The sequence below is a fragment of the Mycobacterium sp. PO1 genome, from assembly GCF_017312405.1.
Classification (GTDB): Bacteria; Actinomycetota; Actinomycetes; order Mycobacteriales; family Mycobacteriaceae; genus Mycobacterium.
In genome coordinates this window covers 20,856-45,638 of the sequence record NZ_BLTG01000096.1, presented here as the reverse complement: position 1 = coordinate 45,638, position 24,783 = coordinate 20,856, and the positions used below count along the sequence as shown (strand labels likewise).

The following is a 24,783-nucleotide window of genomic DNA, read 5'->3' as shown; positions in this document are numbered from 1 at the left end:
CCGCTCAGCGCAGCGAGACGACAACCTTGCCCCTCGCTGTCCGGTCCTCCAGCGAGGCGATCGCCGCGGCGGCATCCTCGAGCGGGAACACCACCGGTTCCGGGGCGCCGACCCGACCGGACGCGAGCAGCGGAAGCAGTTCTGCCCACTGCTGCTGCAGGTAGCCGGGATGGCGCATCGTCCACGCGCCCCACCCGACGCCGACCACGTCGACGTTGTTCAACAGCAGCCGGTTCACCTTCACGGTCGGGATGTCGCCGCCGGTGAACCCGACCACCAGGAGGCGTCCACCCGGCGACAGCGAACGCAGCGAGTCGGTGAAACGATCACCGCCCACCGGGTCGACCACGATGTCCACCCCGCGGCCCTCGGTCAACTCCTTGACCGCGTCCTTGAACCCGTCGGCCAGCACGACGTCGGAGGCGCCGGCCGCCCGGGCGACATCCGCCTTCTCCTCGCTGCTGACCACCGCAATGGTGCGGGCGGCGCCGAATGCCGGCGCCAGCCGTAACGTCGACGTGCCGATCCCACCCGCGGCGCCGTGTACGAGCACCGTGTCGCCGTTGCTCAATCGGCCGCGGGTCCGAAGCGCGAAGTGCACCGTGAGGTCGTTGAACAGGACGCCGGCGCCGGCTTCGAACGACACCGAGTCCGGCAGCCTGAACAAGCGCTCCGGCGGCAGGGTCACGACTTCGGCCATCGCGCCGCACAGCATCGTCAGCCCCGCGACCCGATCGCCGGGGCGGACGTGGGCCTCTTCGGGGGCGCTGCGTACCACCCCGGCGATCTCGGCACCAGGGATGTAGGGCATCTCGGGCTTGTACTGGTAGAGCCCGCGGGACTGCAGGGCGTCGGGGTAGGCCACCCCGGCGGCGTGCACGTCGACGACGACCAGATCGTCACCGCCGGCGGGTTCGTCGATCTCGACGACGTGGGCGGCCTGCGGTCCGTCGAGCCGGGCTATCTGTATCGCACGCATCCGACCATTTAACGCCCCCGTGGCTCACCGTCGGCGACGGTGTCCGCCGGTACAGTCTGGTCCACCGACGCCGTCGGTTGGTCCACCGACGCCGGCCGGCGTGGTTCGATCTCGCCACCGGCGTGGTTCGATCTCGCCACCGGCGTGGGGCACGGCAACGTTGCTGGAACCGAGGAGCATGCGCATGGCACGAGGCGGCACCAGGGTGCGCGGCGGTGGTTACGCCGCCGACGGGCTTCCCCCCGGACGGTTCGTCGACGTGCGATCGGTCGACGGCGTGCGGCTGCACACCGAGGTCTTCGGCCCCGAGGACGGCTATCCGGTCGTGTTGGCCCACGGCATCACCTGCGCCCTGCGGGTGTGGGCGCACCAGATCTCCGAGCTGGCCCGGCACCATCGGGTCATCGCCTTCGACCATCGCGGTCACGGACGCAGCGGGGTGCCGCCGCGGCGTGGCGGCTACAGCCTCGACCACCTCGCCAGCGACCTCGACGCGGTGCTGGCCGCCACGCTGCAGCCCGGCGAGCGCGCGGTGGTGGCCGGGCACTCGATGGGCGGCATCGCCATCACCTCCTGGGCCGAGCGTCATCCGGACCGCGTGTCCGAGCGCGCCGACGCCGTCGCGCTGATCAACACCACGACCGGCGACCTGCTACGCAACATCAACCTCCTGCCGGTGCCCGCGCAGTTCTCCGAGGCCCGGGTGCGCGCGGCCGGCACCCTGCTCAAAGCGTTCGGCGGGGCGCCGCTGGTCCGTGCGGCCGACCGGCCCAGCCGCCGTTTCGTGTCCTCGATCGCCGTCGGCCGCGACGCCGACCCGGCGGTCACGGATCTCGTCTACCAGTTGTTCAACGCCACCCCGGCGGCCGGGCGCGGCGGCTGGGCCCGGGTGCTGGTCGACCATCTCGGACCGCGGCACATCGGCCTGAAGAACCTGACGGTGCCGACGCTGGTGATCGGCAGCAGCCAAGATCGCCTGTTGCCGATGGTGTCGTCCAGGCGGATCGCCGCGACCGCACCGAACCTGGCGCGTTTCGTCGAACTCGACGGCGGCCACTGCGCGATCCTGGAACGTCCCGCCGACGTCAACGCGCAACTGCAGTGGCTGATCGACTCTGTCCGTCAGGAAGGCCGCGCGAGCTCCTGATGCGCCTCGGCGGCGGCGCGCAGACCTGAACGCACCGCCCCGTCGAGGAACCCCGTCCAGACGTCCGCGGTCTCGGTGCCGGCCCAGAAGATGCCGCCGCAGGCGCGTCGCAACCACCGGCCGTGCGCCGTCCACGCCCCCGGCGGGACCGCTGCGGTCGGCCCGCCCGGCGCGAAGTCCTCGGCGCTCCAGCAGTGATCGAGATAGTCGACCGGCCGGGTCGCGGGCGGGCCGAACAGCGACGCGAAACCCGCGAGCGCGACCTCACGCCGATCCGCCGGCGGCAACGGGTCGAAGCTGCGCGCGTCGGTGAACCCCAGCAGGATGCCCGGCCCCGCATCGCCGTCGCCGCTGACGTCGGGGCTGACGTCGAAGGTGATGAAGACGGGCCCCTCGTCGGAGAGCGCCTCACCCGAGTAACCGTCGGCCCGCCAGAACGGGCTCTCGTACGCGGCGTAGGCCTTGCTCAGGTTGCCCTGCGGCCAGCTCCGGATCAGCGCGGCCTGCTCGGGTGGCAGCGGCGGGTCGAACTCGATGCCGCCGCGATGCGCGGGCGGGACGGCGACGACGACAGCGCGGGCGGTGACCTCGCCGCCCCGGCAGCTGACGGTCAGCGTCGTGTCAGGGTTACGCGCGATACGGCCGACCGGCGCGTCGAGCCTCACCCGCTCGCCGAGCGCATCGGCCATCCTGATGGCGATCTGCTGAGTGCCGCCCGGATACCGGTCCTGCTGGGCTCCGCCCTCGACGTCGAGCATCCTGTTCAGTCCACCCGCGGCCTTGACGTAGCGCACCGCGTGCAACATCGACACCGCGTCGGGTTCGGCGCCCCAGGTCACCCGCGACATGATCGCCATCAGGTCACGCGTGGACGCGCCCGCGTGCACCGAGCGCAGCCACTGCTCCAGCGACACCCGGTCCAGTTCCTCGGCGACGGGGGACGCCCACGGCTCGGCGACACTCACCCTGCGGCTGATGCGATCGAATCTCCACTGGATGCGTGAGACGTCGAGCAACTCGAGGATGGACAGCCGAGGGATCGTGCTGCGATAGGAACGCACCTTGCCGCGCCAACGGATCAGGTTCTTGCCACGTCCGTAGGTGGGCACCGAGTCACAGCCCAGCTCGGCGGCCAGAGCCAGCACGGCGTCCTGCGTGGGCCCGACGAATGTCGCACCCAGGTCGACCGGGGCGCCGGCCAGCATCGCGGTGAAGGAGCGGCCCCCGACCCGGTCACGGCCCTCCAGCACGAGCACGTCGTGTCCCAGCCGGCTCAGCTCCCGCGCGGCGGACAGCCCGGCGAACCCCGCCCCGACGACGACGACATCCACGACCTCACCCGCGCCTGCATCCACGTCCCCATCCTCGCGTATTCGATGCGGCCGTCGGGGCAGAGCGTCGAACTCTCGTCCGATTCATTGAGCCGGATTGTCGACGCGTGCGGTCCCGGACCCATATCGTGGTACGTGGCGGGACCAAAGGAGGTTGCGGGTGCATCAGGTCAGTCCGGCGGCAGACGACTTCTCCGACGTCTTGATCATCGGAGCGGGCATCTCCGGGATCGGTGCGGCGTACCGGATCCAGGAGCGCAACCCACAGCTGAGTTACACCATCCTGGAGCGACGGTCGGCCATCGGGGGCACCTGGGACCTGCACCGCTATCCCGGTATCCGCTCCGACAGCGACATCTTCACGCTGTCGTTCCCGTGGGAGCCGTGGACCCGGCCGGAGAACGTCGCCGACGGCGAGGACATCCGCACCTATCTGGTCGACGCCGCGCACAAGCACGACATCGACCGTCACATCCAGTTCGACACCCGGGTGCTCTCGGCGGACTGGGACTCGTCGACCGACATGTGGACGGTGCAGACCACCCATGACGGTGCCGCCCGCACCTACCGGGCGCGGTTCCTGTTCTTCGGCACCGGCTACTACGACTACGACGAGCCCTATCGACCGGACTTCGCCGGCATCGAGAACTTCGCCGGGCCGGTGGTGCATCCCCAGCTGTGGCCCGAGTCGTTGGATTACACCGGCAAACGGGTCGTGGTGATCGGCAGCGGCGCGACCGCGATCAGCATGATCCCCGCGGTGGCGCGCAAAGCCGGCCATGTCACGATGCTGCAGCGCTCACCGACCTATCTGCTGTCGGGCCAACGCATCAACCCCGTGGTCAACCTCCTGCGCAAGGTGCCCCCGCGCAGACTCGGTTACCGGCTGGCCTGGTTGTACAACGTGCTGTTCATCGTGGCCGTCTACGGCATCGCGCGCAAAGCTCCGGGATTCAGCCGGAAGGCGATCCGCGCTGTGGCCAAGCACTACCTGCCCGAGAACTATCCCGTGGACACGCATTTCAAGCCGACCTACGATCCGTGGGACCAGCGGCTGTGCCTGATCCTGTCCGGTGATTTCTACGATGCGATCGCCGAAGGGCGAGCCGAGGTGGTGACCGACGAGATCGACCACATCGACGAGTCCGGCGTGGTGTGCAAGTCCGGCACACGGATCGACGCCGACGTGCTCGTCACCGCCACCGGGCTACGGCTGCAGGCACTCGGCGGTGTCGCGCTCAGTGTCGACGGGGCGGAGGTCCAGCCCGCTGACCGGTTCGTCTACAAAGAGCATCTGCTCGAAGACGTTCCCAATCTCGCCTGGTGCGTCGGCTACATCAACGCCTCGTGGACGCTGCGGGCCGACCTGACCGCTCGGGCGGTGGCGAAACTGTTGGCCTACATGGACTCCCACGGTTACACACACGCCTATCCGCACCTCGGTCGCACGCCGATGGAGGAGAAACCGGCGTGGGACATCAACGCCGGCTATGTGCGCCGTGCCGTGCACGTACTGCCCAAGTCGGGCACCCACCGGCCCTGGAATGTGCGGCACAACTACGTCCTCGACGCGATCGACCACCGCCTGGACCGGGTCGAGGAATCGATGGTGTTCGGCCGGGCCGCGGTGCGGGCGGTCAAGACAGCGTAAGGAGTAGGCCATGGCCGGCAGCGACGCCACCGGCAGCGACGGCGGCCTCGACACCGACCGCCTCGACGCTGACCGACGTCACGCAGAACATGTCGACGTCATCATCATCGGTGCCGGAATCTCCGGAATCGACGCCGCGTACCGCATCCGGGAGAAGAACCCGGACCTGACCTACCTCATCCTGGAGCGGCGCGAACGGCTCGGCGGGACCTGGGATCTGTTTCAGTATCCCGGAATCCGTTCCGACAGTGACATCTTCACCTTGTCGTTTCCGTGGGAGCCCTGGAAACGCGAGGAGATGATCGCCGACGGCGGACACATCTGGCAGTACCTGGCAGACACGGCGCACAAGCACGGCATCGACGACCACATCCGGTTCAACACCCTTGTCCAGTCGGCGGATTGGGACTGGACCACGCACACCTGGACCCTTCGCGCCGACCGGGGCGGGACGGCGGCGGTGTACACGACCGGCTTCGTGGTGTTCGCGAGCGGATATTACGACTACGACGAACCGTACGTGCCGAGCTTCACCGGAATCGAGGACTTCGCCGGCGAGGTCATCCATCCGCAACACTGGCCGCGCGGGCTCGACTACACCGGCAAGCGCGTGGTGGTCATCGGCAGCGGCGCCACCGCCGTCAGCATGATCCCGGCGCTCACCGAACGCGCCGCACACGTGACGATGCTGCAGCGCACCCCCTCGTACATGTTCTCGGTCAGCCGAGTGGTCCCGCCGATCAACGCGATCCGGCGGATGTTGCCGGCGAGGGCGGGGGCTTGGGTGGCCCGGTGGATACTGGCCCTGTTCGGCTCGTTGATCTGGCTCGTCTCACGCACCGCACCGGGCCTGAGTAAGCGGCTGCTGCGTCGCACCGCGTCTCGGTCACTTCCCCCCGGGTACGCCGTCGACACGCACTTCAATCCGCCCTACAACCCCTGGGACCAGCGGCTGTGTTTCATCCTGGACTCCGATCTGTACAAGGCGGTGGCCGCCGGGGACGTCGAGATGATCACCGATCACATCGACCACTTCGATCGTGACGGCATCGTGCTCGCGTCCGGGCGCCGGGTCGACGCCGACGTCGTCGTCACCGCGACCGGCCTGCAGTTGCAGGCGCTGGGCGGGGTGGCGGTCAGCGTCGACGGTGAGAAGGTCGCGCCCAACGAGCGGTTCATCTACCGGAGGCACATGCTCGAGGACGTCCCGAACGCGGCGTGGTCGCTGGGCTACACCAACGCCTCGTGGACGTTGGGCGCCGACCTGACCGCGCGGTCGGTGGCAGACCTGTTGGCCTACATGCGGTCCCGCGGCTACACCTACGCCTATCCGCATCTGGGGGACGCCCACATGCCGGAGCAGCCGGCATTCAACCTGCAGGCCGGTTACGTGCTGCGCGGCGCCGACGCGTTACCGAAATCGGGCACCCGCAGGCCGTGGATGCTGACGCACAGCTATCTGCGGGACGTGCTGAACCACCGGCTCGGCGACTCCGACCGGTCGTTGGTGTTCGGGCGTGCCGGCACACCGCAGTCCAGGAGCGCGTGACCCGGCTCGAAGGTCACGGCGCGACGGACAACCAGTCGGCGAAGCCTGACGGGTCGTGGCGGCCCAGGGCGCCGTGCTCGAACAGTCCCCACCCTTCACGCTCGACACCGTCGGCGTCGCGGCACACCGCCCGGCCGACGTGATCGATGACCCCGAAACCCGCCCGCCCGATGACGGCGGGATCGGTCATGTCGTAGGTGAGGCGTTCGGTGAACGCCGCTCCCTTCCACATCCCGTGCAGCCAGTCGGAGTCGCCGCCGTATCCACCACCGACATGGATCGGCACGGCGAGCTTCGACTCGACGTCGAAGTGCACCGGGCTGCCGTCGGATGCGGTGGCGTCGATGGACGCACCGGTGGGGATGCGGGTGCCCGAGCGGTAGCTGACGGTCACTCTCGGCCAGCCCAGCTGTTCGACGCGGCCGTCCTTCCAGATGCGGGTGCAGTCGTTGAGCGAGCGGAACCCGTGCGGATCCTCCTGGATGATCAGCACGATGCCGAAGTCGTCGAACGCCATCGGTACGTAGAGCCACCACATGCCTTCGAACGGCGGATCGTCGGGCCGGCCGGCGGGCTCGGCCTCGCCGACCGGGCGGATGCCCCACGACCGGTCGCGGGTGCCGATCCAGCGGGTCGGGTCGACCTCGATCTCCTGGCCGTCGATCAGCAGTCGGCCGCTCCAGGTGCCGGCCTGGGCGAACCGCTGGGCGTCGAGCGTGATGCGGTTGCCGCGCCGCATGATGTGCGGCTGCTCCTGTACCGCGTCGAACAGGCCCTCCCAGGTCAGGTCCGCGGCGATGCCGTCGGTCTCGTCGAGCACGATGCGGAGCTTGCGCAGCGGCTCGATGACCTCGACGCGGTAGGCGCCCACGTGCTGGTTGAGTCGGTCCTGGTCGATCGCGTCGGACAGGTGTACTGCGGTCTGGGTGTCGCCGCCTCCGCCGTATTTGCCGCTGTCGCGGCGTGAGACCAACAGGAACGCGTCCTTGACCCCGAGGTTGGGGTAGTACCCGATGCCGGTGATGACGAAGATGTCGCCGCTGCGGTCGTGGGCGTTGAAGTAGGAGCGGTCGTAGAAGTTGCGGTCCGAGGATCCCGGCCACGCGATGGGCTGGGGGAGTTGGTGGACCGGGTATTCGTCCATGGGTCCGAGCATCAGCCGGCCTCCCCGATCATGCGCTTGAGCAACGGCGCGTGGTAGAACAGCGTCTCGATGTCGTCCGGTTTCTCGATCTCCCCGAAGTGCACCCGGCGCGCTCCGGTGCGCATGAAGACGCAGGCCCACACCACCCCGGAATAGACGTAGAACCAGTCCAGGTCGCCGACGTCGACACCGGTCAACTCCCGGTATGTGGCCCGGACATCGTCCTCACGCAGGAAGTCCGGCATGCCCGGCAGTCCCGCGAGGCCGGTGAGTTCCTGAAAGACCATGTGCGCGTAGCTGATCCAGGCCAGATCGAACTCGCGCGGGCCCACGGTGGCCATTTCCCAGTCGAGCACCGCGACCGGGCTGAAGTCGCGGTACATCACATTGCCGATCCGGGAATCGCCCCAGACCAGCACGGGTTCCTGCGCCGCCACGTCGGCCGGGAAATGCTCCTCCAGCCAGTCCAGCGCGCGCTCCACGAGGGGTGAGCGGCCGATGTCCGGGACGCTGAACGCATACCAGTTCTTCAGCCACCCGAAGTGGCGGTGCAACGCCGTCTCGCCCGGCGGGTCGACGTCCTGGAGGAAGCCGAACACCTGACGGGCGTTGGGGATCGAATGCAAGGCCGCCAGGATCTCGACAGTGTTGTCCTGGAGCCGGCGTTGCTGCTCGGGGCTGGCGTCGTAGAGCCAGTTGTCTCCGAATGTGTAGGGCATGACGTCCGGGGGGACCTCCCCGTCGATGCGGTCCATCAGGAAGAACGGCCGTCCCAGGACCGTGCCGGTGTCTTCGAGCCAGCGCACCGGCGGCACCGCGACGTCGGTCAACTCACCGACCAGGCGCATCACTTCGTGCTGATGGTCGAGGCGGTAGTGGTCGAAAACCGGCACGTCGGCCTCGGTGGGCGCGACGCGGGCAACCCAGCGCTGCTCCACCGGTCGTCCGCCGTGCGTCCAGCGCCCCGACAGTAAGATGGTCTCCGAGGACATGCCGTTGGAATCCACGCCGCTTTCCACGGTGATCTCGGGTGTGGTGTTCGGTAGTACAGTGGATAACCACTGCGAAAGAGCCGCAGGGACATTCGTCAGGTCACGACTGGACCGCTGGAGCCGTTCGACGTCCTCAACGGCTGGATCACTGGGCACAGACTGGTCCTTCCGCCACAGTTACGATACCGGGGGTAGCGATATGAAAGCAGACCCGTTGTCGGCTGGCAAGCCCCCGGGTGCAGGCCGTCCCCGCGACCCTCGTATCGACGCTGCCATATTGCGCGCCACCGCGGATCTACTTGTCGAAATCGGCTATTCCAACGTCACCATGGCCGCCGTCGCCGATCGGGCCGGAACCACCAAGACCGCGCTGTATCGCCGGTGGTCGAGCAAAGCGGAATTGGTGCACGAGGCGGCGTTCCCGGTGACTCCGTCGGCGATGCAGGCCCCGCCCGGTGACATCGCCGCCGACCTGCGCGCGATGATCGAGGCCGCCCGCGACGTGTTCACCAGCCCGGTCGTGCGGGCGGCGCTGCCCGGGCTCATCACCGACATGACCGCTGACGCGGCGCTCAGCGGGAGGGTCAGCGCCCGCTTCACCGAACTGTTCGCCGCGGTGCGGGATAGGCTCCGCGATGCCGTCGACCGCGGTGAGGTCCGCGCCGAGATCGACCCCGACCGGCTCGTCGACCTGATCGGCGGCGCCACGCTGCTGACGGTGATCCAGTCGCCGGACACCCTGCCCTCCGCGCGGTGGGTCGACGACGTCACCTCGATCCTGCTGCACGGGGTGCTCGCCGGACCCACGACGTAACCGATTTGTCGCCGTCCCCCGAAGACCGGGGCGCCCCCGGCTGTCGTTTGGGTTCACCCGGTCACAACAGCCACTGAGCCAGTGGGTGGACCAGGTAACGCAGCGAGAACGCTTCGTACACCGCGCCGATGATCAGCAGAACCGCCGCGAGCACAGCAAGCCGGCCGAGTTGTCGCAGCCCGTAGAGGTAACCGCCGCGTCGGTTGTCCGCACCGGCGGTGGCGGGCCGGATCCAGTGCCTGCCGAGCAGGTACACACCCAGCAGCAGCACGAGGTACGCCTGGAACTCGATGACCAGTGTCAGGGAGTGGGGGATGAGTGCGACCCATCCCAGGTCGTTGGCCGGAACCAGCGTGATCCCCGTGGTGAAGGCCCAGTAGGCGAACAGTGCGAGCCCGGCAAACGGCACGACCAGGGACGGCAGAACGATGGTCAACACGCTCATCCTGATGACGTTCACGCCCAGAATGGTCACGGCGAACAGCCAGGGACGGTCGATCAGCGACTGCACCAGATCCGTGGTGCCGTTGTCGTCGAGGCGGGTCGCCTGCGCTCGGCTGAGGTGCGGGAAGGTCAGGCCGACGATGAAGCCGGCCAGGAACAATCCGTACACGGCCACATTCAGAGCCAGGTAAGCCCGGAAGTTGTCCGCCACGATGGCGACACCCGGCCACCGCAGGAGCCGACTGGTGACCTGCTGGTCAGATGTCATCGCTTGCCTTTCGATTTCCGTGGTCGGGTCCCGCGCGGCGTCGCCGTTCATCGCCCAGCCGCACGAGGATACGATCACTAGTACGCTGTGTTAGACCGACACTAACACAGTGTGTTAGTGAAGCCTTGTCGGTCGGTGACAGCAAAGGAATCGCCCTTGCACACGCGGGAGAAGATCCTCAAAGCGGCGGCAGAGATGATCGCCGAAGACGTCACGACGACACTCAGTGTCCGAGCGGTGGCGGCGCGGGCCGGCGTGAGTACGGGCTCGTTGCGGTTTCACTTCCCGACCCAGCGAGCGCTGCAGGACGAGTTGCTGACGCGGATCTACGAGCACTTCATCCCCGACGACCCGATCCGGGATCCGTCCCGCCCCGCGCGTGACCGGTTGGTGGAGTGCCTGCGCCAGGTGCTCGCTCCCGCCGGGGTCGGGATGGAGGCGCGACAAGCCTGGGCGACCATGTATCAGAACTTCATTGCAGCGGAGCCGACCGAGAAGGTCCGCGCGGCGTATCAAGCCTTCGATCGCACGTCGGCACGACGCGTCGCATACTGGTTGAGCGTGCTCGCCGACGAAGGGGTGCTTCGCACCGGGGACCGCACCCTGCAGGCGCGATTCCTGCTCACCGTTCTCAACGGCCTGGCTCTGGAGCGTGCACTACCCAGCGGCGACTCGGTCTTGCACACCGAAACCGAGACGCTCTACACCGCCGTGGACGCCGTGCTCGAGCCGGGCGCACCGTGACCGTGCATGCCGGCAAGCAGGTGTCAGCCGGGGTTCATCTGCTCCTTGTTGCGCTGTGTCACCGCGCGGAACGTTGCGTCGAGAGCGTCGAAGTCGCGGTGCTGGGCGACCGCGATCGCCGCTTCGGCCGCCAGCGCGGGGTCGGTCACCGCTGCTGAGCCGGTGGTGTAGATCTGCTTGAGGCTGCGCATCGTCGAACGGGGGACGTCGGCGATCTGGGTGGCCAGCTCGACAGCGCGGTGCAGCAGCGTTTCATGGGCGACCACCTCGGTGACCAGTCCGATCCGTTCGGCCCGCACGGCATCGACGACCTCGCCGGTCATCGACAACCGCCGTGCCATCGCAGCGCCCACCAGCTGCGGCAGCCGCGCGGTCATCCCGCCACCGGGCAGGATGCCGACCCGGGCGTGGGTGTCGGCGAACACGGCGCGCTCGGAAGCGATGAGAAAGTCGCAACCCAGGGCGATCTCGAGTCCGCCGGTGAAGGTGGCCCCGTTGATGGCGCCCACGATCGGGGTGTGCATCGCCGCCACCGCCGCGATGGAACTGTGTGACTGGAATTCCTCGAAATAGCGCAAGCCGTCGCGCGCGGCCTCCTTCAGGTCGACACCGGCGCAGAACGCCGGGTCGGTCCCGGTCAGCACTACCGCGGACACCGCTTCGTCGGCGTCGGCGTCGGTCAGCGTGGCGTAGAGGGCGCGGTTCAGAGCGCCGCTGAGCGCGTTGCGGGCCGCGGGGCGGTTAAGGGTGATGACCCGCACGGGGCCACGGTCCGCGGTGCGGATGGTTTGGCCTGTGTCCGCGGTGCGGATGGTTTGGCCTGTGTCCGCGGTGCGGACGGTTTGGCCTGGGTCCGCGGTGCGGACGGGTTGGTGCTCGGTCACGTCGCAGTCGTATCAGAGGAAGCGGTCGGCGGCATTGGCCAGGTCGAGCAGCGGTTGGGGCAGCGCGCCGAGAAGGAAGGTGACGGCGGCCGTGACGGCGATGACGCCACTGGTCAACACGCTGGGTACCACGACCTCCGGCGCGTCGTCCGGACGCTCGGTGAAGAACATCAGCACGATGACGCGCACGTAGAAGTAAGCGGCGATCGCACTGGCGATCACGCCGACGACCACCAGTGCGATGGCCCCACTTTCACCCGCCGCCTTGAACACCGCGAACTTGCTGACGAAGCCGCTGGTCAACGGGATTCCGGCGAAGGCCAGCAAGAACAACGAGAACACGAGGCCCGCCGCGGGATAACGCCTTCCCAGCCCGGCCCACCGGGAGATGTCGGTGTCCTCCTCGCCCATGCGGTCGCGGACGAGACCGACCACCGCGAACGCGCCGACGGTGGAAAAGCCGTAGGCGAATAGATAGAACAGCGTCGCAGACAACCCGGCCGGGGTGCCTGCGACCACGCCGGTGAGGATGAACCCGGTGTGTGCGACTGCCGAATACGCCAGAATCCGTTTCACGTCGGCCTGGGTGACGGCGGTGATCGTGCCGACCAGCATCGTCAGGATCGCCACGGCCCACAACACCGGCTGCCAGTCGTCGCGCAGCTCCGGCAACGCCACGTAGAACACCCGCAGCAGTGCTCCGAACGCGGCGATCTTGGTGGCCGCCGCCATGAACGCGGTGATCGGGGTAGGCGCTCCCTGGTACACGTCGGGAATCCACGAATGAAACGGCACCGCACCGACTTTGAACAACACCCCGACCAACACCAGTCCGGCCCCGATGAGCGCCAGCGCGGGCTTTCCCGTACCCGACGTGACCGCATCGGCGATCCCGTCGAAGCGCAGAGTGCCCGCGTAGCCGTACAGCATCGCCGAGCCGTAGAGGAAGAATGCTGACGCAAACGCGCCCAGCAGGAAGTACTTCATCGCCGCTTCCTGTGACAGCAAGCGGCGGCGGCGGGCCAGACCGCAGAGCAGATACAACGGCAGCGACAACACCTCCAGCGCGACGAACATCGTCAGCAGGTCGTTGGCGGCGGGGAACAACAGCATTCCACCGACCGCGAACAGTGTCAGCGGGAACACCTCGGTCTGGATCAGTCCCGCCCGGGTGTCCTGCTTCTCGGCCACGCCGCCGGGGACCACCGAGGCTTGCGGCGTGAACGCATCCAAGCCGCCCGACTGCCCGTCGGCGGGATCGCAATCGCCAGAACGGATCCGGCGCTCGCCGATGAGCAGTATTCCGAGCACGCCGACCAGCAGAATGGTGCCCTGCAGCAGCAGGGCCGGCCGGTCGACGGCCACCGCGCCCAGCATCGCCGTAGCGCCGTTGCCGTCGCCGAGGTCGCCCGCCAGCACGACGACGGCGACCAACGCGGCGACGAGGGCCGCCAGGCTGACCCCGATCTGCACCTGGTAGCGAAGGCGGCGCGGCACGAACGCCTCGATCAGCACACCGAGCACCGCCGAACCCAGCACGATCAGCATCGGGGACAGCAGGCCGTACTCGATCGACGGCGTAGGGATGGTCATCTCGGGAACCCCTCTGCGATCGCAGGACTCGGGTCTCGCTGATCGATCGAGGTCAGCGTGTGAGACACCGCCGGATCGATCACGTCGAGCGCAGGCTTGGGATAGACCCCGAGCACCAGCAGCAACGCGATGAGCGGTGCGACCACGACGATCTCGCGAGGCACCAGATCGGGAAGCTTTGACTCACCGTCGGCGAGGTCACGGGGCAGGGGACCCGTCATCATCCGCTGGTACATCCACAGGATGTAGATCGCAGACAGCACCAGAGCGGTGGCGGCGAGCACACCGAACACGGGATAGCGGGTGAAGGTGCCGATGAGCACCAGGAACTCACTGATGAACGGCGCCAGCCCGGGCAGCGACAGCGTCGCCAACCCGGCCACCAGGAACGTGCCCGCCAGGACGGGCGCGACCTTCTGCACGCCGCCGTAGGCGCTGATGAGACGCGAACCGCGGCGCGACACCAGGAACCCCGCGATCAGGAACAGTGCGGCGGTCGAGATGCCGTGGTTGACCATGTACAGCGTCGAGCCGGCCTGTCCCTGGCTGGTCATCACGAAGATGCCCAGGATGATGAACCCGAAATGCGAGATCGAGGTGTACGCGATCAGGCGCATGACGTCGGTCTGGCCGATCGCGACCACAGCGCCGTAGATGATCCCGATCACCGACAGCGTGATGATCACCGGTGCGAACAGCGCGGCCGAGTCGCCGAACAGCGGTAGACAGTATCGGATCATGCCGAACGTGCCCACCTTGTCCATGATGGCCATCATCAGCACCGCGCTGGCCGGGGTGGCCTGCACCGCGGAGTCGGGCAACCACCGGTGCAACGGCCACAGCGGCGCTTTGATCGCGAACGCGAACATGAAGCCACCGAAGAGCAGATGCATCACCATGGGGTTCAGCGCGAAGTCGCCGTCGGCGATCGCGGCGACGATCGCGCGGAAATCGAACGTGCCGCCCTCGAACGCGTCGCTTCCCGCGGTCGCGACGTAGAGGCCGACCACGGCGGCGAGCATGATCAGCCCACCGAACAGGTTGTAGAGCAAGAACTTGACTGCCGCGGCGCTGCGCTGCGCACCACCGAACCCGCCGATCAGAAAGTACATCGGGATGAGCATCGCCTCGAAGAACACGTAGAACAGCAGAATGTCCAACGCCATCAACGAGATCAGGACCATGCCTTCCACGGCCAGCATCAGCGCGAAGTACACGTGCACCGACCGGCCGCCCCAGCTGATGTCGTCGCGGGTGTCGTTCCATCCGGCGACGATCAGGATCGGCATCAGCACGGCGGTGAGCACCACCAGGGCCAACGCGATCCCGTCGACACCGAGTTGGTAACCGGTGCCGAACGACGGTATCCAGCGGTGGGATTCGACGAACTGGAACTGCGCCCCCGCCGGGTCGAAGCCGACGGCCACGACCGCCGTGACGGCCAGCACCGCCAGCGAGACCCCCAACGCCACCCACTTGACCAGGTCCCGCTGTGCGGCGGGCAGAACCATCACCGCGACCGCGCCGACCATCGGGACGGCCCACAGCACAGTCAGCCAGGGAATCGAGCTCACCACAGGTTCACCGCCAGGATCGTCGCGACCACCAGCGTGGCGCCCACCAGCATCGACAACGCATACGATCGGGCAAAGCCGGTCTGCGTGTTCCGCAACCCTCGGGATATCCGCGACACCCCGCCCGCCAGGCCTCCGGCCACGCCGTCGACCACTTCGTCATCGATCTCGACCAGTTCCTCGGTGAAGACCCGACCCGGTCGCATCAACACTTTCTCGTTGAATGCGTCGCCGTAGAGATCCTGGCGCGCAGCGGCGGTCAGCGCCGAACCGGTGGGCGGCTGCTCGGCGACCGCTCGGGAGCCGTACATCCGGTAGGCGATCACGATGCCGACCGCGACGACCGACAACACGATCACGGTGACCACCCACACCGGCAGCACGTGGTGGACTTCATGAGCGCCCACCACCGGCTCCAGCCAGTGCTCGAGCGTGCCTCCGACGGCGAGCGCCGCGCCCGCAGTCACCGACCCGACCGCCAGCAGAATCATCGGCCAGGTCATCACCGACGGCGCCTCGTGCGGATGCGATGTCTCGGCCCAACGCTTCTCGCCGAAGAACGTCATCAGCATCACCCGTGTCATGTAGAAGGCCGTGATGCCGGCGCCGAGTATGGTCACCGCGCCCAGCACAACCCCCTTGACGCCGCCGGCGCCCAGCGCGGCCTCGATGATGCCGTCTTTGGAGAAGAAGCCGGCCAGCGGTGGGATGCCGATGATCGCCAGGTACCCCAGTCCGAACGTCACGAACGTGACCGGAAGCGCTGTGCGCAGCCCGCCGTAGCGCCGCATGTTCACCTCGTCGTCCATCGCATGCATCACCGACCCGGCGCCGAGGAACAGACCCGCTTTGAAGAACCCGTGGGTCAGCAGGTGCATGATCGCGACCGCGTAGCCGACCGGCCCGAGTCCGGCTGCGAGCACCATGTAGCCGATCTGGCTCATCGTCGATGCGGCCAGCGCCTTCTTGATGTCGTCCTTGGCGCAGCCGATCACCGCACCGAACAGCAACGTGACCGCGCCGACGACGACGACGGCGGTCTGCGCGTGCGGCGCGAGGTCGAACACCGGGCCCGACCGCACGATCAGGTAGACACCGGCGGTGACCATCGTCGCGGCGTGGATGAGCGCCGACACCGGCGTGGGACCTTCCATGGCGTCACCGAGCCACGACTGCAACGGCACCTGGGCGGACTTGCCGCAGGCCGCCAACAGCAGCATCAAGCCGATCAGCGTCAGCATGGACTCGCTCAACTGCGGTGCCGCGTCGAACACACCGGTGAACGACACCGACCCCACCGCGGAGAACATCAGCATCAACGCCACCGCCAACCCGATGTCACCGACCCGGTTGACGACGAACGCCTTCTTGGCCGCCGTCGCTGCCGACGGCTTGTGCGACCAGAACCCGATCAGCAGATAGGACGCCAGGCCCACGCCCTCCCAGCCCATGTACAGACCGAGGTAGTTGTCGGCGAGCACCAGCAGCAGCATGGCCGCGAGGAACAAGTTGAGATACCCGAAGAACTTCCTGCGCTCGGGATCCTCGGCCATGTAGCCGATGGAGTAGATGTGGATCAGAGACCCGACCCCGGTGATCAGCAACACGAAGCACATCGACAGCTGGTCCAGGTGCAGGCCGAAGTCCACCTGCAACTCTCCGACGGGAACCCACGAGAACAGCGTCTCCGTGATGCGGCGGTCCTCGGCGGGTCGGCTGACCATGTCGGCGAACAACACTGCGGCGCAGACGAACGAGGCCAGCGACGCGGCGGTTCCCACCCGATGGCCCCACGGGTTGCTCCGCCGGCCGGACAGCAACAACACCATCGCCCCGCCGAGGGGGAGCGCGATCAGCAGCCACACGGGTACGGTCATCGGCGCCTCAGTGTTTTTTCTTCTTCGCGCAAGCGCTCATCAGGTGCTCTCTTCTTCGCGCAAGCGCTCATCAGGTGCTCTCTTCTTCGCGCAAGCGCTCATCAGGGTTCTCTCTTCTTCGCGCAAGCGCTCATCAGTGCCTTCTCTTCTTCGCGCAAGCGCTCATCAGTGCCTTCTCTTCTTCGCGCAAGCGCTCATCAGTGCTTCAGCAGGTTCGCCGCGTCGACATTGGCAGAGCGGCGCGACCGGAAGATGGTCATGATGATGGCCAGCCCGATCACGACTTCACAGGCAGCGACCACCATGGTGAAGAAGGCCACCACTTGTCCGTCCAGCTGGCCGTGCATCCGCGAGAACGTGACGAAGGCGAGGTTGGCGGCGTTGAGCATCAACTCGACACACATGAACATGACGATGGCGTTGCGACGCAACAACACTCCGGCGGCGCCGATGGTGAACAGCAGCGCCGACAGATACAGGTAGTAGTCAGGACTCATCGATCACGCCCGCGCGAGTTGTCGTCCTGGCCCTCCGTGGGCACCCGCCGCACCTGCAGAGTCGCGCTGACCGACAACGAGGATGCCGAGCCGTCGGGCAGACGGGCCGGGACGTCGACCGCGTTGTGGCGGGCGTAGACACCCGGGTTGGGCAGCGTGGTCGGATACCCACCAGGGGCGAAACGCTCGATCGCCAGCTCGCGCTGGGTTTTACGTCGCTCGGTGCGTTCACGGTGGGCCAGCAGCATCGCGCCCAGCGTTGCGGTGATCAGCAGCGCGCCGGTCAGCTCGAACGCCCACAGGTATTGCGTGAAGATCAGCGCGGCCAGACCCTCGACGTTGCCGTTCTGGTTCGCGGCGTCCAGGCCCACGAAGCCCGCGACTGCGACGTTGCCGATACCGGCGATCAGCAGGACCCCGAAACCGATACCGATGCAGATCGCCGCGAGCCGCTGTCCACGAAGGGTTTCCACCAGCGACTCCGACGAATCCACCCCGATCAGCATGAGCACGAACAGGAACAGCATCATGACCGCTCCGGTGTAGACGACCACCTGAACCACCCCCAGAAACGGGGCATCCTGCGCAATGTAGATCACCGCGAGCGCAATCATCGTGGTGGCCAGCGAGATCGCCGAATACACCGCCTTGGGAGCGGCGACCACCCCGATCGCCCCTACCACGGCCACCAGGGCCAGCACCCAGAACAACACGGCTTCACCCATTGGTGCTCCTTACGTGCGCGGCGCCATTGTTGTCCGTTGCGTGCGCGACGCCATTGTTGTCCGTTACGTGCGTGACGCCATTGTTGTCCGTTACGTGCGCGGCGCCATTGCTGTCCCGTCGGTGTGCGGTGCTCTGACGGGTGATGTTGCCGAGGTAATAGTCCTCATCGGTGCTGCCCGGGGCCATCGGGTGCGGCGGTTGCTGCATCCCCGGCTCGAGCGGCGCCAACAACTTGTCCTTGCCGTAGATCAGGTCCGCGCGATTGTCATCGGCCATCTCGTAGTCGTTGGTCATCGTCAGCGCCCGGGTAGGGCAGGCCTCGATGCACAGGCCGCAGCCGATGCACCTCAAGTAGTTGATCTGATAGACGCGCCCGTAACGCTCGCCGGGGGAATACCGTTCGGCGTCGGTGTTGTCGGCGCCCTCGACGTAGATGGCGTCTGCCGGGCAGGCCCAGGCGCAGAGTTCGCAGCCGATGCACTTCTCCAGGCCGTCGGCGTAGCGGTTGAGTTGGTGCCGTCCGTGGTAGCGCCGGGCCACCCGGCCGGGCTTTTCCGGATACTCCTCGGTGATCGGCTTCTTGAACATCGACCCGAACGTGACGGCGAATCCTGCAAGCGCATCGAGGAATTTAGGCATGTGATTGCTCCTTGGTCGTGTGCGCCGCCGGCAGGGGAGGCACCGGGAAGGCGCCGGCCTGCGCCCCGGCGGCCGGGGTTGCGGGCGCCGGGGGCGGGCTCTCGGTCCGCGGGTTGCTGCGGATGTTGAGGAGCACCACCATGACGGCCAACCCGGCGACCCCCACCAGCGCGGTCACCCAGTCCCGCACGCCGGGCTCGACCAGCGTATGGATGACGGCGACGATCATGATCCAGCCCAGCGCCACCGGGATGAGCAATTTCCATCCCAGCACCATGAACTGGTCGTAACGCAGTCGGGGCAGCGTCGCACGCAGCCACATGAAGATGAACAGGAACAGCCATACCTTCGCGGTGAACCACAACAGCGGCCACCACCCGGCGTTCGCCCCTTCCCAGATGCTCAGCGGCCACGGCGCCCGCCATCCGCCGAGGAAGAGGGTGGTGGCCAGCGCCGATACGGTGGTCATGTTGACGTACTCGGCCAACATGAACATCGCGAACTTCAGCGACGAGTACTCGGTGTGGAACCCGCCGACCAGCTCACCTTCGGCTTCGGGCAGATCGAAAGGCGCACGGTTGGTCTCGCCGACCATCGACGTCAAATACACCACGAACGAGGGCAGCAGCAGGAAGACGAACCAGGTGCGATCCTGCGCCGCCACGATGCCCGAGGTGGACATCGTGCCCGAGTAGATGAACACCGTCGCGAAGGACAGCGCCATCGCGATCTCGTAGGAGACCACCTGAGCCGACGACCGCAGTCCGCCGAGCAGTGGATACACCGAGCCGGAGGCCCAGCCTGCCAGCACGATTCCGTACACCCCGATCGACGTCACCGCCAGGATGTAGAGCACCGCGACCGGCAGGTCGGTCAACTGCAAGGCGGTGCGGTGACCGAATATCGACACCTCACCGCCCAACGGGATCACCGCGAACGCCATGAACGCCGGGATCACCGAGATGACCGGCGCGGCAAGATAGATCCACTTGTCCACCCCGGCGGGTACGAGTCCCTCCTTCAGGGCAAGCTTGATCCCGTCGGCCAGCGACTGTAGCAACCCGTGCGGACCGACCCGGTTCGGCCCGAACCTCATCTGCATGCGGCCGAGTAGCTTGCGCTCGATCAAGATTGCCGACAACACCGTCAGCACCAGGAACGCGAACACACCGAGCGCCTTGGCAAGGATCAACCACCAGGGATCGTGACCGAACAAGGCCGGATCTGGATAGGTCGCCGCGTGTGGATAGGTCGCCGCGTTTGGATAAGTCATTGCGTCACCCGGCCGATCGCCACCGGTTGGCCGACGGTCACCCCGAGGGTGGCGTGAACGGCGCTGCCCGCGGAGTTCAGTGGCAGCCACACCACCCCATCGACCATGTCGGTGATCTCGACGGGAAGTGTCACCGCGCCACGTTCGGTGCTGACGGTCACCGGCTCACCGGCGGCGACGCCCACGTCACTGGCCGTCGCGGCGGACAGTCGTGCCACAGCCGGTCGGGCTGTGCCCGCGAGGTGCGGCTCACCGTCCTGCAGGCGACCGGCATCGAGCAGCATCCGCCATCCGGCCAACACCACCTGACCCGCACGCGGGCGAGCCGGTTCGGGGGAGATCTGCGGTGCCGCCACCCGCTGCCCGGACCACAGACCCAGGCGGGCCCGATCGGCGTCGGCGGCGTCGGCAGTGGGCAGTCCGAGGTCGACTCCGACCTCGTCGGCCAGGAAGTTCAGCACCCGCGAGTCGGGGATCGCGTTGGTGCGCAGTGCCGCCTCGAAGCGACGCCGGCGGCCCTCCCAGTTGAGGTACGAGCCGGTCTTCTCCACGGCCGGCGCGACGGGGAACACCACGTCGGCGCGCTGCGTGATGTCGCTTTCCCGGAGCTCCAGGCTGACGACGAACGGCGCGGCCTGGACCGCGGCCAGCGCTGCCGCGGGATCGGGTAGGTCGGCGAGTTCGACACCGCCGACCAACAGTGCCTGAAGTTCGCCGGCGCGGGCGGCGGCCAGAATGGCTTCGGTGTCGCGCCCCACGGTGTCGGGCAGACGGTCCACGCCCCACGCCGCTGCTGTGGCGGCGCGGGCTCGCTCATCGGCCACAGGTCGCCCCCCCGGCAACAGGTTCGGCAGCGCGCCGGCTTCCAGTGCGCCGCGCTCCCCGGCGCGGCGCGGGACCCAGGCCAGTCGCGCGCCGGTGGACTCAGCGAGCCGGCCGGCCGCCGACAGGGCGCCCGGCGACGTCGCGAGGCGTTCACCGACCAGGATGAGCGCTCCGGGCATCGAGAGCAGCTCGTCGCGCTCGAGCTCGGACAACGCGCCCGCCTCTTCGCCGGGACGTGCGCTGATCAAGGTTCCGGCCAGCTTCTCGAGACCCCGGGACGCGAACGGGGCGATCGACAAGACCCGGAGAGCATTGCGCCGCACGGCTTTCCGCAGCCGCAGGAACACGATCGGTGACTCCTCTTCCGGTTCGAACCCGGCGAGGAGCACGGCGGGGGCCTTCTCCACGTCGGAGTAGGTGACCGTCATCGGCGACCCGGCGACATGGTGGGCCAGGAACTCGGCCTCCTCGTGGCTGTGCGGTCGCGCTCGGAAGTCGATATCGTTGCTGTTCAGCACGATGCGGCTGAATTTGGCGTACGCGTAGGCGTCCTCGACGGTGGTTCTGCCGCCGACGAGCACGCCTGTTCGTCCCCGTGCCGACGCCAGACCTGCGGCAGCGACGCCGAGCGCCTCGGACCAGGAGGCGGCCCGCAGTTCGCCGCCGTCGCGCACCAGTGGAGTGGTGAGGCGATCGCCCACACCGGTGTAGGTGAACGCCCATCGGCCCTTGTCGCAGTTCCACTCCTCGTTGACCTCGGGGTCGTCGCCGGCCAGTCGGCGCAGCACCGCGCCGCGCCGGTGGTCGGTGCGCTGCGCACAGCCCGAGGAACAGTGTTCGCACACACTCGGGCTGGACACCAGGTCGAACGGCCGGGCCCGGAACCGGTAGGCGGTCCCGGTCAGTGCGCCCACCGGGCAGATCTGCACGGTGTTGCCCGAGAAGTACGACTGGAACGGCTCTCCGGGCGCGATACCGACCTGTTGCTGCGCGCCGCGCTCGAGCAGGTCGATGAAGCGGTCCCCGGCGATCTGGTCGGAGAAACGGGTGCATCGGGCGCACAGCACGCAGCGCTCGCGGTCCAGCAGCACCTGTGACGAGACCGCGATCGGCTTCGGGAACGTCCGTTTGACGTCCTCGAACCGGGTTTCCGCGCGGCCGTTGGACATCGCCTGATTCTGCAGCGGGCACTCACCGCCTTTGTCGCACACCGGACAGTCCAGGGGGTGGTTGATCAGCAGCAGCTCCATCACACCCTGCTGCGCCCGGTCGGCGGCCTCGGACGTGAACTGGGTGCGCACCACCATGTCGGGGGCGACGGTGGTGGTGCACGAGGCCAGCGGCTTTCGCTGGCCCTCGACGTCCACCAGACACTGACGGCAGGCGCCGACCGGCTCGAGCAGCGGATGATCGCAGAACCTCGGTATCTGCACTCCCATGAGTTCGGCGGCCCGGATCACCAACGTGCCCTTGGGCACGCTTACTTCGGTGCCGTCGATCGTCAACGTCACCATCTCGACCGGCGGTGCGTCGTGGCTGTGTTCGGCGAGCGTCATACCCCGACCCCTTCCGGCGCGGACAGCATGGAGGCGTGCGGGTCGAAGGGACAACCCCCGTCGAGGTGGGTCTCGTACTCGGCGCGAAAATACTTCAGCGACGAGATGATCGGGCTGGCCGCACCGTCTCCGAGCGCGCAGAAAGATTTGCCCAGGATGGCGTCGGAGATGTCGAGGAGCTTGTCCAGGTCGGCTTCGGTGCCGGCGCCTTCCTCGAGGCGCCGGTAGATCTGTGCCAACCAGAAGGTGCCTTCGCGGCACGGGGTGCACTTGCCACAGGACTCGTGTGCGTAGAACTGTGTCCAGCGGCGCACCGCGCGAACCACGCACGTGGTCTCGTCGAAGATCTGCAGCGCCTTGGTGCCCAGCATCGACCCAGCGCCGGCCATCCCCTCGTAATCCAGTGGTACGTCGAGATGTTCGTCGGTCAGCAGCGGTGTCGACGACCCGCCCGGGGTCCAGAACTTCAGCCGGTGTCCGGCACGCACACCGCCGGCGTAGTCGAGCAGTTCGCGCAGCGTGATACCCAGTGGCGCCTCGTACTGCCCGGGGTTGGTCACGTGCCCCGACAGCGAATAGAGCGTGAAACCGGGTGATTTGTCCGAGCCCATCGACCGGAACCAGTCGACACCGTGGAGCAGAATCGGCGGCACGCTGGCGATGGATTCGACATTGTTGACCACCGTCGGACAGGCGTACAGGCCGGCCACCGCGGGGAACGGCGGCCGTAGCCGAGGTTGCCCGCGGCGCCCTTCGAGCGAGTCCAGGAGCGCGGTCTCCTCACCGCAGATATAGGCCCCCGCACCGGCGTGCACGACGAGTTCCAGGTCGAACCCCGACCCGTGGATATCGGTGCCCAGGTGACCGGCGGCGTAGGCCTCGGCCACCGCCTCCTGCAGACGTCGCAGTACCGGTACCACCTCGCCGCGCAGATAGATGAACGCGTGGTGTGCCCGGATGGCATACGCCGCGATGATGGCGCCCTCGATGAGGAAGTGCGGGGTGGTCAACATCAGCGGGATGTCTTTGCAGGTGCCGGGTTCGGATTCGTCGGCGTTGATCACCAGGTAGTGCGGCTTGGCGGCGGCGTCCTCCTGGCCGGCGGCCTTCTGGTCGGTCCGCGGGCCGCGCACCTGCGGGATGAAGGACCACTTGGTGCCGGTGGGAAACCCTGCGCCGCCGCGGCCGCGCAGGCCCGCGTCTTTGACAGTGGTGATGACGTCGTCGGGACTCATCGCCATGGCGCGCTGCAGCGCCTGGTAGCCGCCGTGGCGCAGATAGGTCTGCAACGACCACGGCTCGGGGTCATCCCAGAACCGGCTCAGCACGGGCGTCAGGGGGGTGTGTGCAGTCACTGCGAGTCGGCCGCCTTCGGATCGGTCTCGGGCGTGGCCGGTCGGGCCGGCACGTCGGCGGACGGCGCCGGCGCCGGCTGATCCCGCACCGCTTCGGCGGCTTCGGCTTGATCACTTCCGGGGTCGCCGGACACGCTGTCGGTCGCCGGCCGGTCGGGCGGCGGTGCAGCCATCCCGCGTTCGTGAGCGCAGCGCAGGCCGGCCAGGGTGGCCGGGCCGGCGGGCGCCGCGGTGTCCGGACTCCCGGAGTGGGACAGGCCCGCAAGAGTTCTCGCGGTTTCGCGGAACGTGCACAGTGCTGGGCTGCGCGAGGGTGCGGGCGGGTGGCCCGAGCGCAGGGCGTCGACGAGGTCACGGGCGGACGACGGGGTCTGGTTGTCGAAGAACTCCCAGTTGACCATCACCACGGGTGCGTAGTCGCACGCCGCGTTGCACTCGACGTGCTCGAGGGTGACGACGCCGTCGTCGGTGGTCTCGCCTGGGCGGACGCCGAGGTGGTCGGTGAGCGTCTCCAGGATCGCGTCACCACCCATGATGGCGCACAACGTGTTGGTGCACACCCCGACCAGGTAGTCGCCGGTGGGGGTGCGCCGGTACATCGAGTAGAACGTCGCCACCGCGGTGACCTCGGCGTCGGTCAGCCCCAGTTCGGCGGCGCAGAAGGCGATTCCGGCCGGGGTCAGACAGCCGTCTTCGGCCTGCACCAGATGCAGCAACGGCAGCAGGGCCGAGCGTGGATGGGGGTAGCGGCCGATCACGGTCGCCGCATCTGCGCGTAGCCGAGTGGTCACCTCGTCCGGATAGCGGGCGGGGCCGTGGATCGGCGGGCCGGGCTCGTCAGGCTGCTGGCCGAGTTCGAGAAAGATAGTCATGGTTGTCTGTTCTTCATCGTTGGCTCCTCGCCCGAGGGCTCGTCGCGGC

The 24,783-nt window shown here is 67.8% G+C and carries 21 protein-coding genes; 5 read left to right on the top strand and 16 right to left on the bottom strand.

Annotated features, from left to right (window positions below; all coding sequences use genetic code 11):
• Nucleotides 1-4: 4 nt before the first annotated feature.
• Nucleotides 5-979 (bottom strand): NADPH:quinone oxidoreductase family protein, encoded by a 975-nt coding sequence (locus J3476_RS24665; RefSeq protein WP_207068937.1) that lies wholly within the window; start codon nt 977-979, stop codon nt 5-7.
• Nucleotides 980-1,163: 184 nt separating this feature from the next.
• On the opposite strand from J3476_RS24665, the gene J3476_RS24660 reads away from it, so the two are divergent.
• Nucleotides 1,164-2,126: an alpha/beta fold hydrolase gene (locus J3476_RS24660; RefSeq protein WP_207068936.1), complete on the top strand. Its 963-nt coding sequence runs from the start codon at nt 1,164-1,166 to the stop codon at nt 2,124-2,126.
• Here J3476_RS24660 and J3476_RS24655 read toward each other — a convergent pair.
• Nucleotides 2,102-3,481 carry a flavin monoamine oxidase family protein gene (locus J3476_RS24655; protein ID WP_286183665.1) on the bottom strand — a complete coding sequence of 460 codons (1,380 nt, stop codon included), beginning with the start codon at nt 3,479-3,481 and terminating at the stop codon, nt 2,102-2,104. The two genes, J3476_RS24660 and J3476_RS24655, sit on opposite strands and share 25 nt — an antisense overlap.
• A 136-nt stretch (nt 3,482-3,617) precedes the next feature.
• On the opposite strand from J3476_RS24655, the gene J3476_RS24650 reads away from it, so the two are divergent.
• Together J3476_RS24650 and J3476_RS24645 are read left to right on the top strand one after the other, a co-directional pair.
• A complete protein-coding gene (locus J3476_RS24650) occupies nt 3,618-5,108 on the top strand; it encodes an NAD(P)/FAD-dependent oxidoreductase (RefSeq protein ID WP_207068935.1) in 1,491 nt (496 codons plus the stop codon).
• A 10-nt stretch (nt 5,109-5,118) separates the two neighbouring features.
• The gene (locus J3476_RS24645; RefSeq protein WP_207068934.1) at nt 5,119-6,657 is read left to right on the top strand and encodes an NAD(P)/FAD-dependent oxidoreductase; all 1,539 of its coding nucleotides are present in this window, start codon (nt 5,119-5,121) and stop codon (nt 6,655-6,657) included.
• A gap of 13 nt (nt 6,658-6,670) precedes the next feature.
• Here the strand turns inward: J3476_RS24645 and J3476_RS24640 are convergent, their stop codons facing one another.
• Both J3476_RS24640 and J3476_RS24635 read right to left on the bottom strand, forming a co-directional pair.
• Nucleotides 6,671-7,813 carry a hypothetical protein gene (locus J3476_RS24640; RefSeq protein WP_207068933.1) on the bottom strand — a complete coding sequence of 381 codons (1,143 nt, stop codon included), beginning with the start codon at nt 7,811-7,813 and terminating at the stop codon, nt 6,671-6,673.
• Nucleotides 7,813-8,949 (bottom strand): phosphotransferase family protein, encoded by a 1,137-nt coding sequence (locus J3476_RS24635; RefSeq protein WP_207068932.1) that lies wholly within the window; start codon nt 8,947-8,949, stop codon nt 7,813-7,815. Before J3476_RS24635 ends, J3476_RS24640 begins: the two co-directional genes overlap by 1 nt.
• Before the next feature lie 43 nt (nt 8,950-8,992).
• Between J3476_RS24635 and J3476_RS24630 the strand changes: the two genes are divergently transcribed.
• Nucleotides 8,993-9,607: a TetR/AcrR family transcriptional regulator gene (locus J3476_RS24630; protein WP_207068931.1), complete on the top strand. Its 615-nt coding sequence runs from the start codon at nt 8,993-8,995 to the stop codon at nt 9,605-9,607.
• A 61-nt stretch (nt 9,608-9,668) separates the two neighbouring features.
• Here J3476_RS24630 and J3476_RS24625 read toward each other — a convergent pair whose 3' ends face one another.
• Nucleotides 9,669-10,319 carry a stage II sporulation protein M gene (locus J3476_RS24625; protein ID WP_207068930.1) on the bottom strand — a complete coding sequence of 217 codons (651 nt, stop codon included), beginning with the start codon at nt 10,317-10,319 and terminating at the stop codon, nt 9,669-9,671.
• A 156-nt stretch (nt 10,320-10,475) separates the two neighbouring features.
• On the opposite strand from J3476_RS24625, the gene J3476_RS24620 reads away from it, so the two are divergent.
• Nucleotides 10,476-11,063 (top strand): TetR/AcrR family transcriptional regulator, encoded by a 588-nt coding sequence (locus J3476_RS24620; protein ID WP_207068929.1) that lies wholly within the window; start codon nt 10,476-10,478, stop codon nt 11,061-11,063.
• Between the two features lie 23 nt (nt 11,064-11,086).
• On the opposite strand, the gene J3476_RS24615 is transcribed toward J3476_RS24620, so the two are convergent.
• The 11 genes from J3476_RS24615 to nuoE form a co-directional block, all read right to left on the bottom strand.
• A complete protein-coding gene (locus J3476_RS24615) occupies nt 11,087-11,848 on the bottom strand; it encodes an enoyl-CoA hydratase (protein ID WP_207069006.1) in 762 nt (253 codons plus the stop codon).
• Between the two features lie 111 nt (nt 11,849-11,959).
• Nucleotides 11,960-13,540 (bottom strand): NADH-quinone oxidoreductase subunit NuoN, encoded by a 1,581-nt coding sequence (nuoN, locus tag J3476_RS24610; protein ID WP_207068928.1) that lies wholly within the window; start codon nt 13,538-13,540, stop codon nt 11,960-11,962.
• Nucleotides 13,537-15,117 carry an NADH-quinone oxidoreductase subunit M gene (locus J3476_RS24605; RefSeq protein WP_207068927.1) on the bottom strand — a complete coding sequence of 527 codons (1,581 nt, stop codon included), beginning with the start codon at nt 15,115-15,117 and terminating at the stop codon, nt 13,537-13,539. Before J3476_RS24605 ends, nuoN begins: the two co-directional genes overlap by 4 nt.
• On the bottom strand, nt 15,111-16,991 hold the full coding sequence (gene nuoL, locus J3476_RS24600; RefSeq protein ID WP_207068926.1) for an NADH-quinone oxidoreductase subunit L: 1,881 nt from the start codon (nt 16,989-16,991) through the stop codon (nt 15,111-15,113). The genes J3476_RS24605 and nuoL overlap by 7 nt, the downstream gene beginning before the upstream one ends.
• A 197-nt stretch (nt 16,992-17,188) precedes the next feature.
• A complete protein-coding gene (nuoK, locus tag J3476_RS24595; protein ID WP_207068925.1) occupies nt 17,189-17,488 on the bottom strand; it encodes an NADH-quinone oxidoreductase subunit NuoK in 300 nt (99 codons plus the stop codon).
• Complete coding sequence (locus J3476_RS24590) at nt 17,485-18,213, bottom strand: NADH-quinone oxidoreductase subunit J (protein ID WP_207068924.1); 729 nt, start codon at nt 18,211-18,213, stop codon at nt 17,485-17,487. Before J3476_RS24590 ends, nuoK begins: the two co-directional genes overlap by 4 nt.
• A complete protein-coding gene (gene nuoI, locus J3476_RS24585) occupies nt 18,206-18,853 on the bottom strand; it encodes an NADH-quinone oxidoreductase subunit NuoI (RefSeq protein ID WP_286183662.1) in 648 nt (215 codons plus the stop codon). Before nuoI ends, J3476_RS24590 begins: the two co-directional genes overlap by 8 nt.
• Complete coding sequence (gene nuoH / locus J3476_RS24580; RefSeq protein ID WP_207068923.1) at nt 18,846-20,126, bottom strand: NADH-quinone oxidoreductase subunit NuoH; 1,281 nt, start codon at nt 20,124-20,126, stop codon at nt 18,846-18,848. The genes nuoI and nuoH overlap by 8 nt, the downstream gene beginning before the upstream one ends.
• Nucleotides 20,123-22,507 (bottom strand): NADH-quinone oxidoreductase subunit G, encoded by a 2,385-nt coding sequence (locus J3476_RS24575; RefSeq protein WP_207068922.1) that lies wholly within the window; start codon nt 22,505-22,507, stop codon nt 20,123-20,125. The genes nuoH and J3476_RS24575 overlap by 4 nt, the downstream gene beginning before the upstream one ends.
• Nucleotides 22,504-23,862 (bottom strand): NADH-quinone oxidoreductase subunit NuoF, encoded by a 1,359-nt coding sequence (gene nuoF, locus J3476_RS24570; protein ID WP_207068921.1) that lies wholly within the window; start codon nt 23,860-23,862, stop codon nt 22,504-22,506. Before nuoF ends, J3476_RS24575 begins: the two co-directional genes overlap by 4 nt.
• A complete protein-coding gene (gene nuoE / locus J3476_RS24565; protein WP_207068920.1) occupies nt 23,859-24,734 on the bottom strand; it encodes an NADH-quinone oxidoreductase subunit NuoE in 876 nt (291 codons plus the stop codon). Before nuoE ends, nuoF begins: the two co-directional genes overlap by 4 nt.
• Between the last annotated feature and the right edge of the window lie 49 nt (nt 24,735-24,783).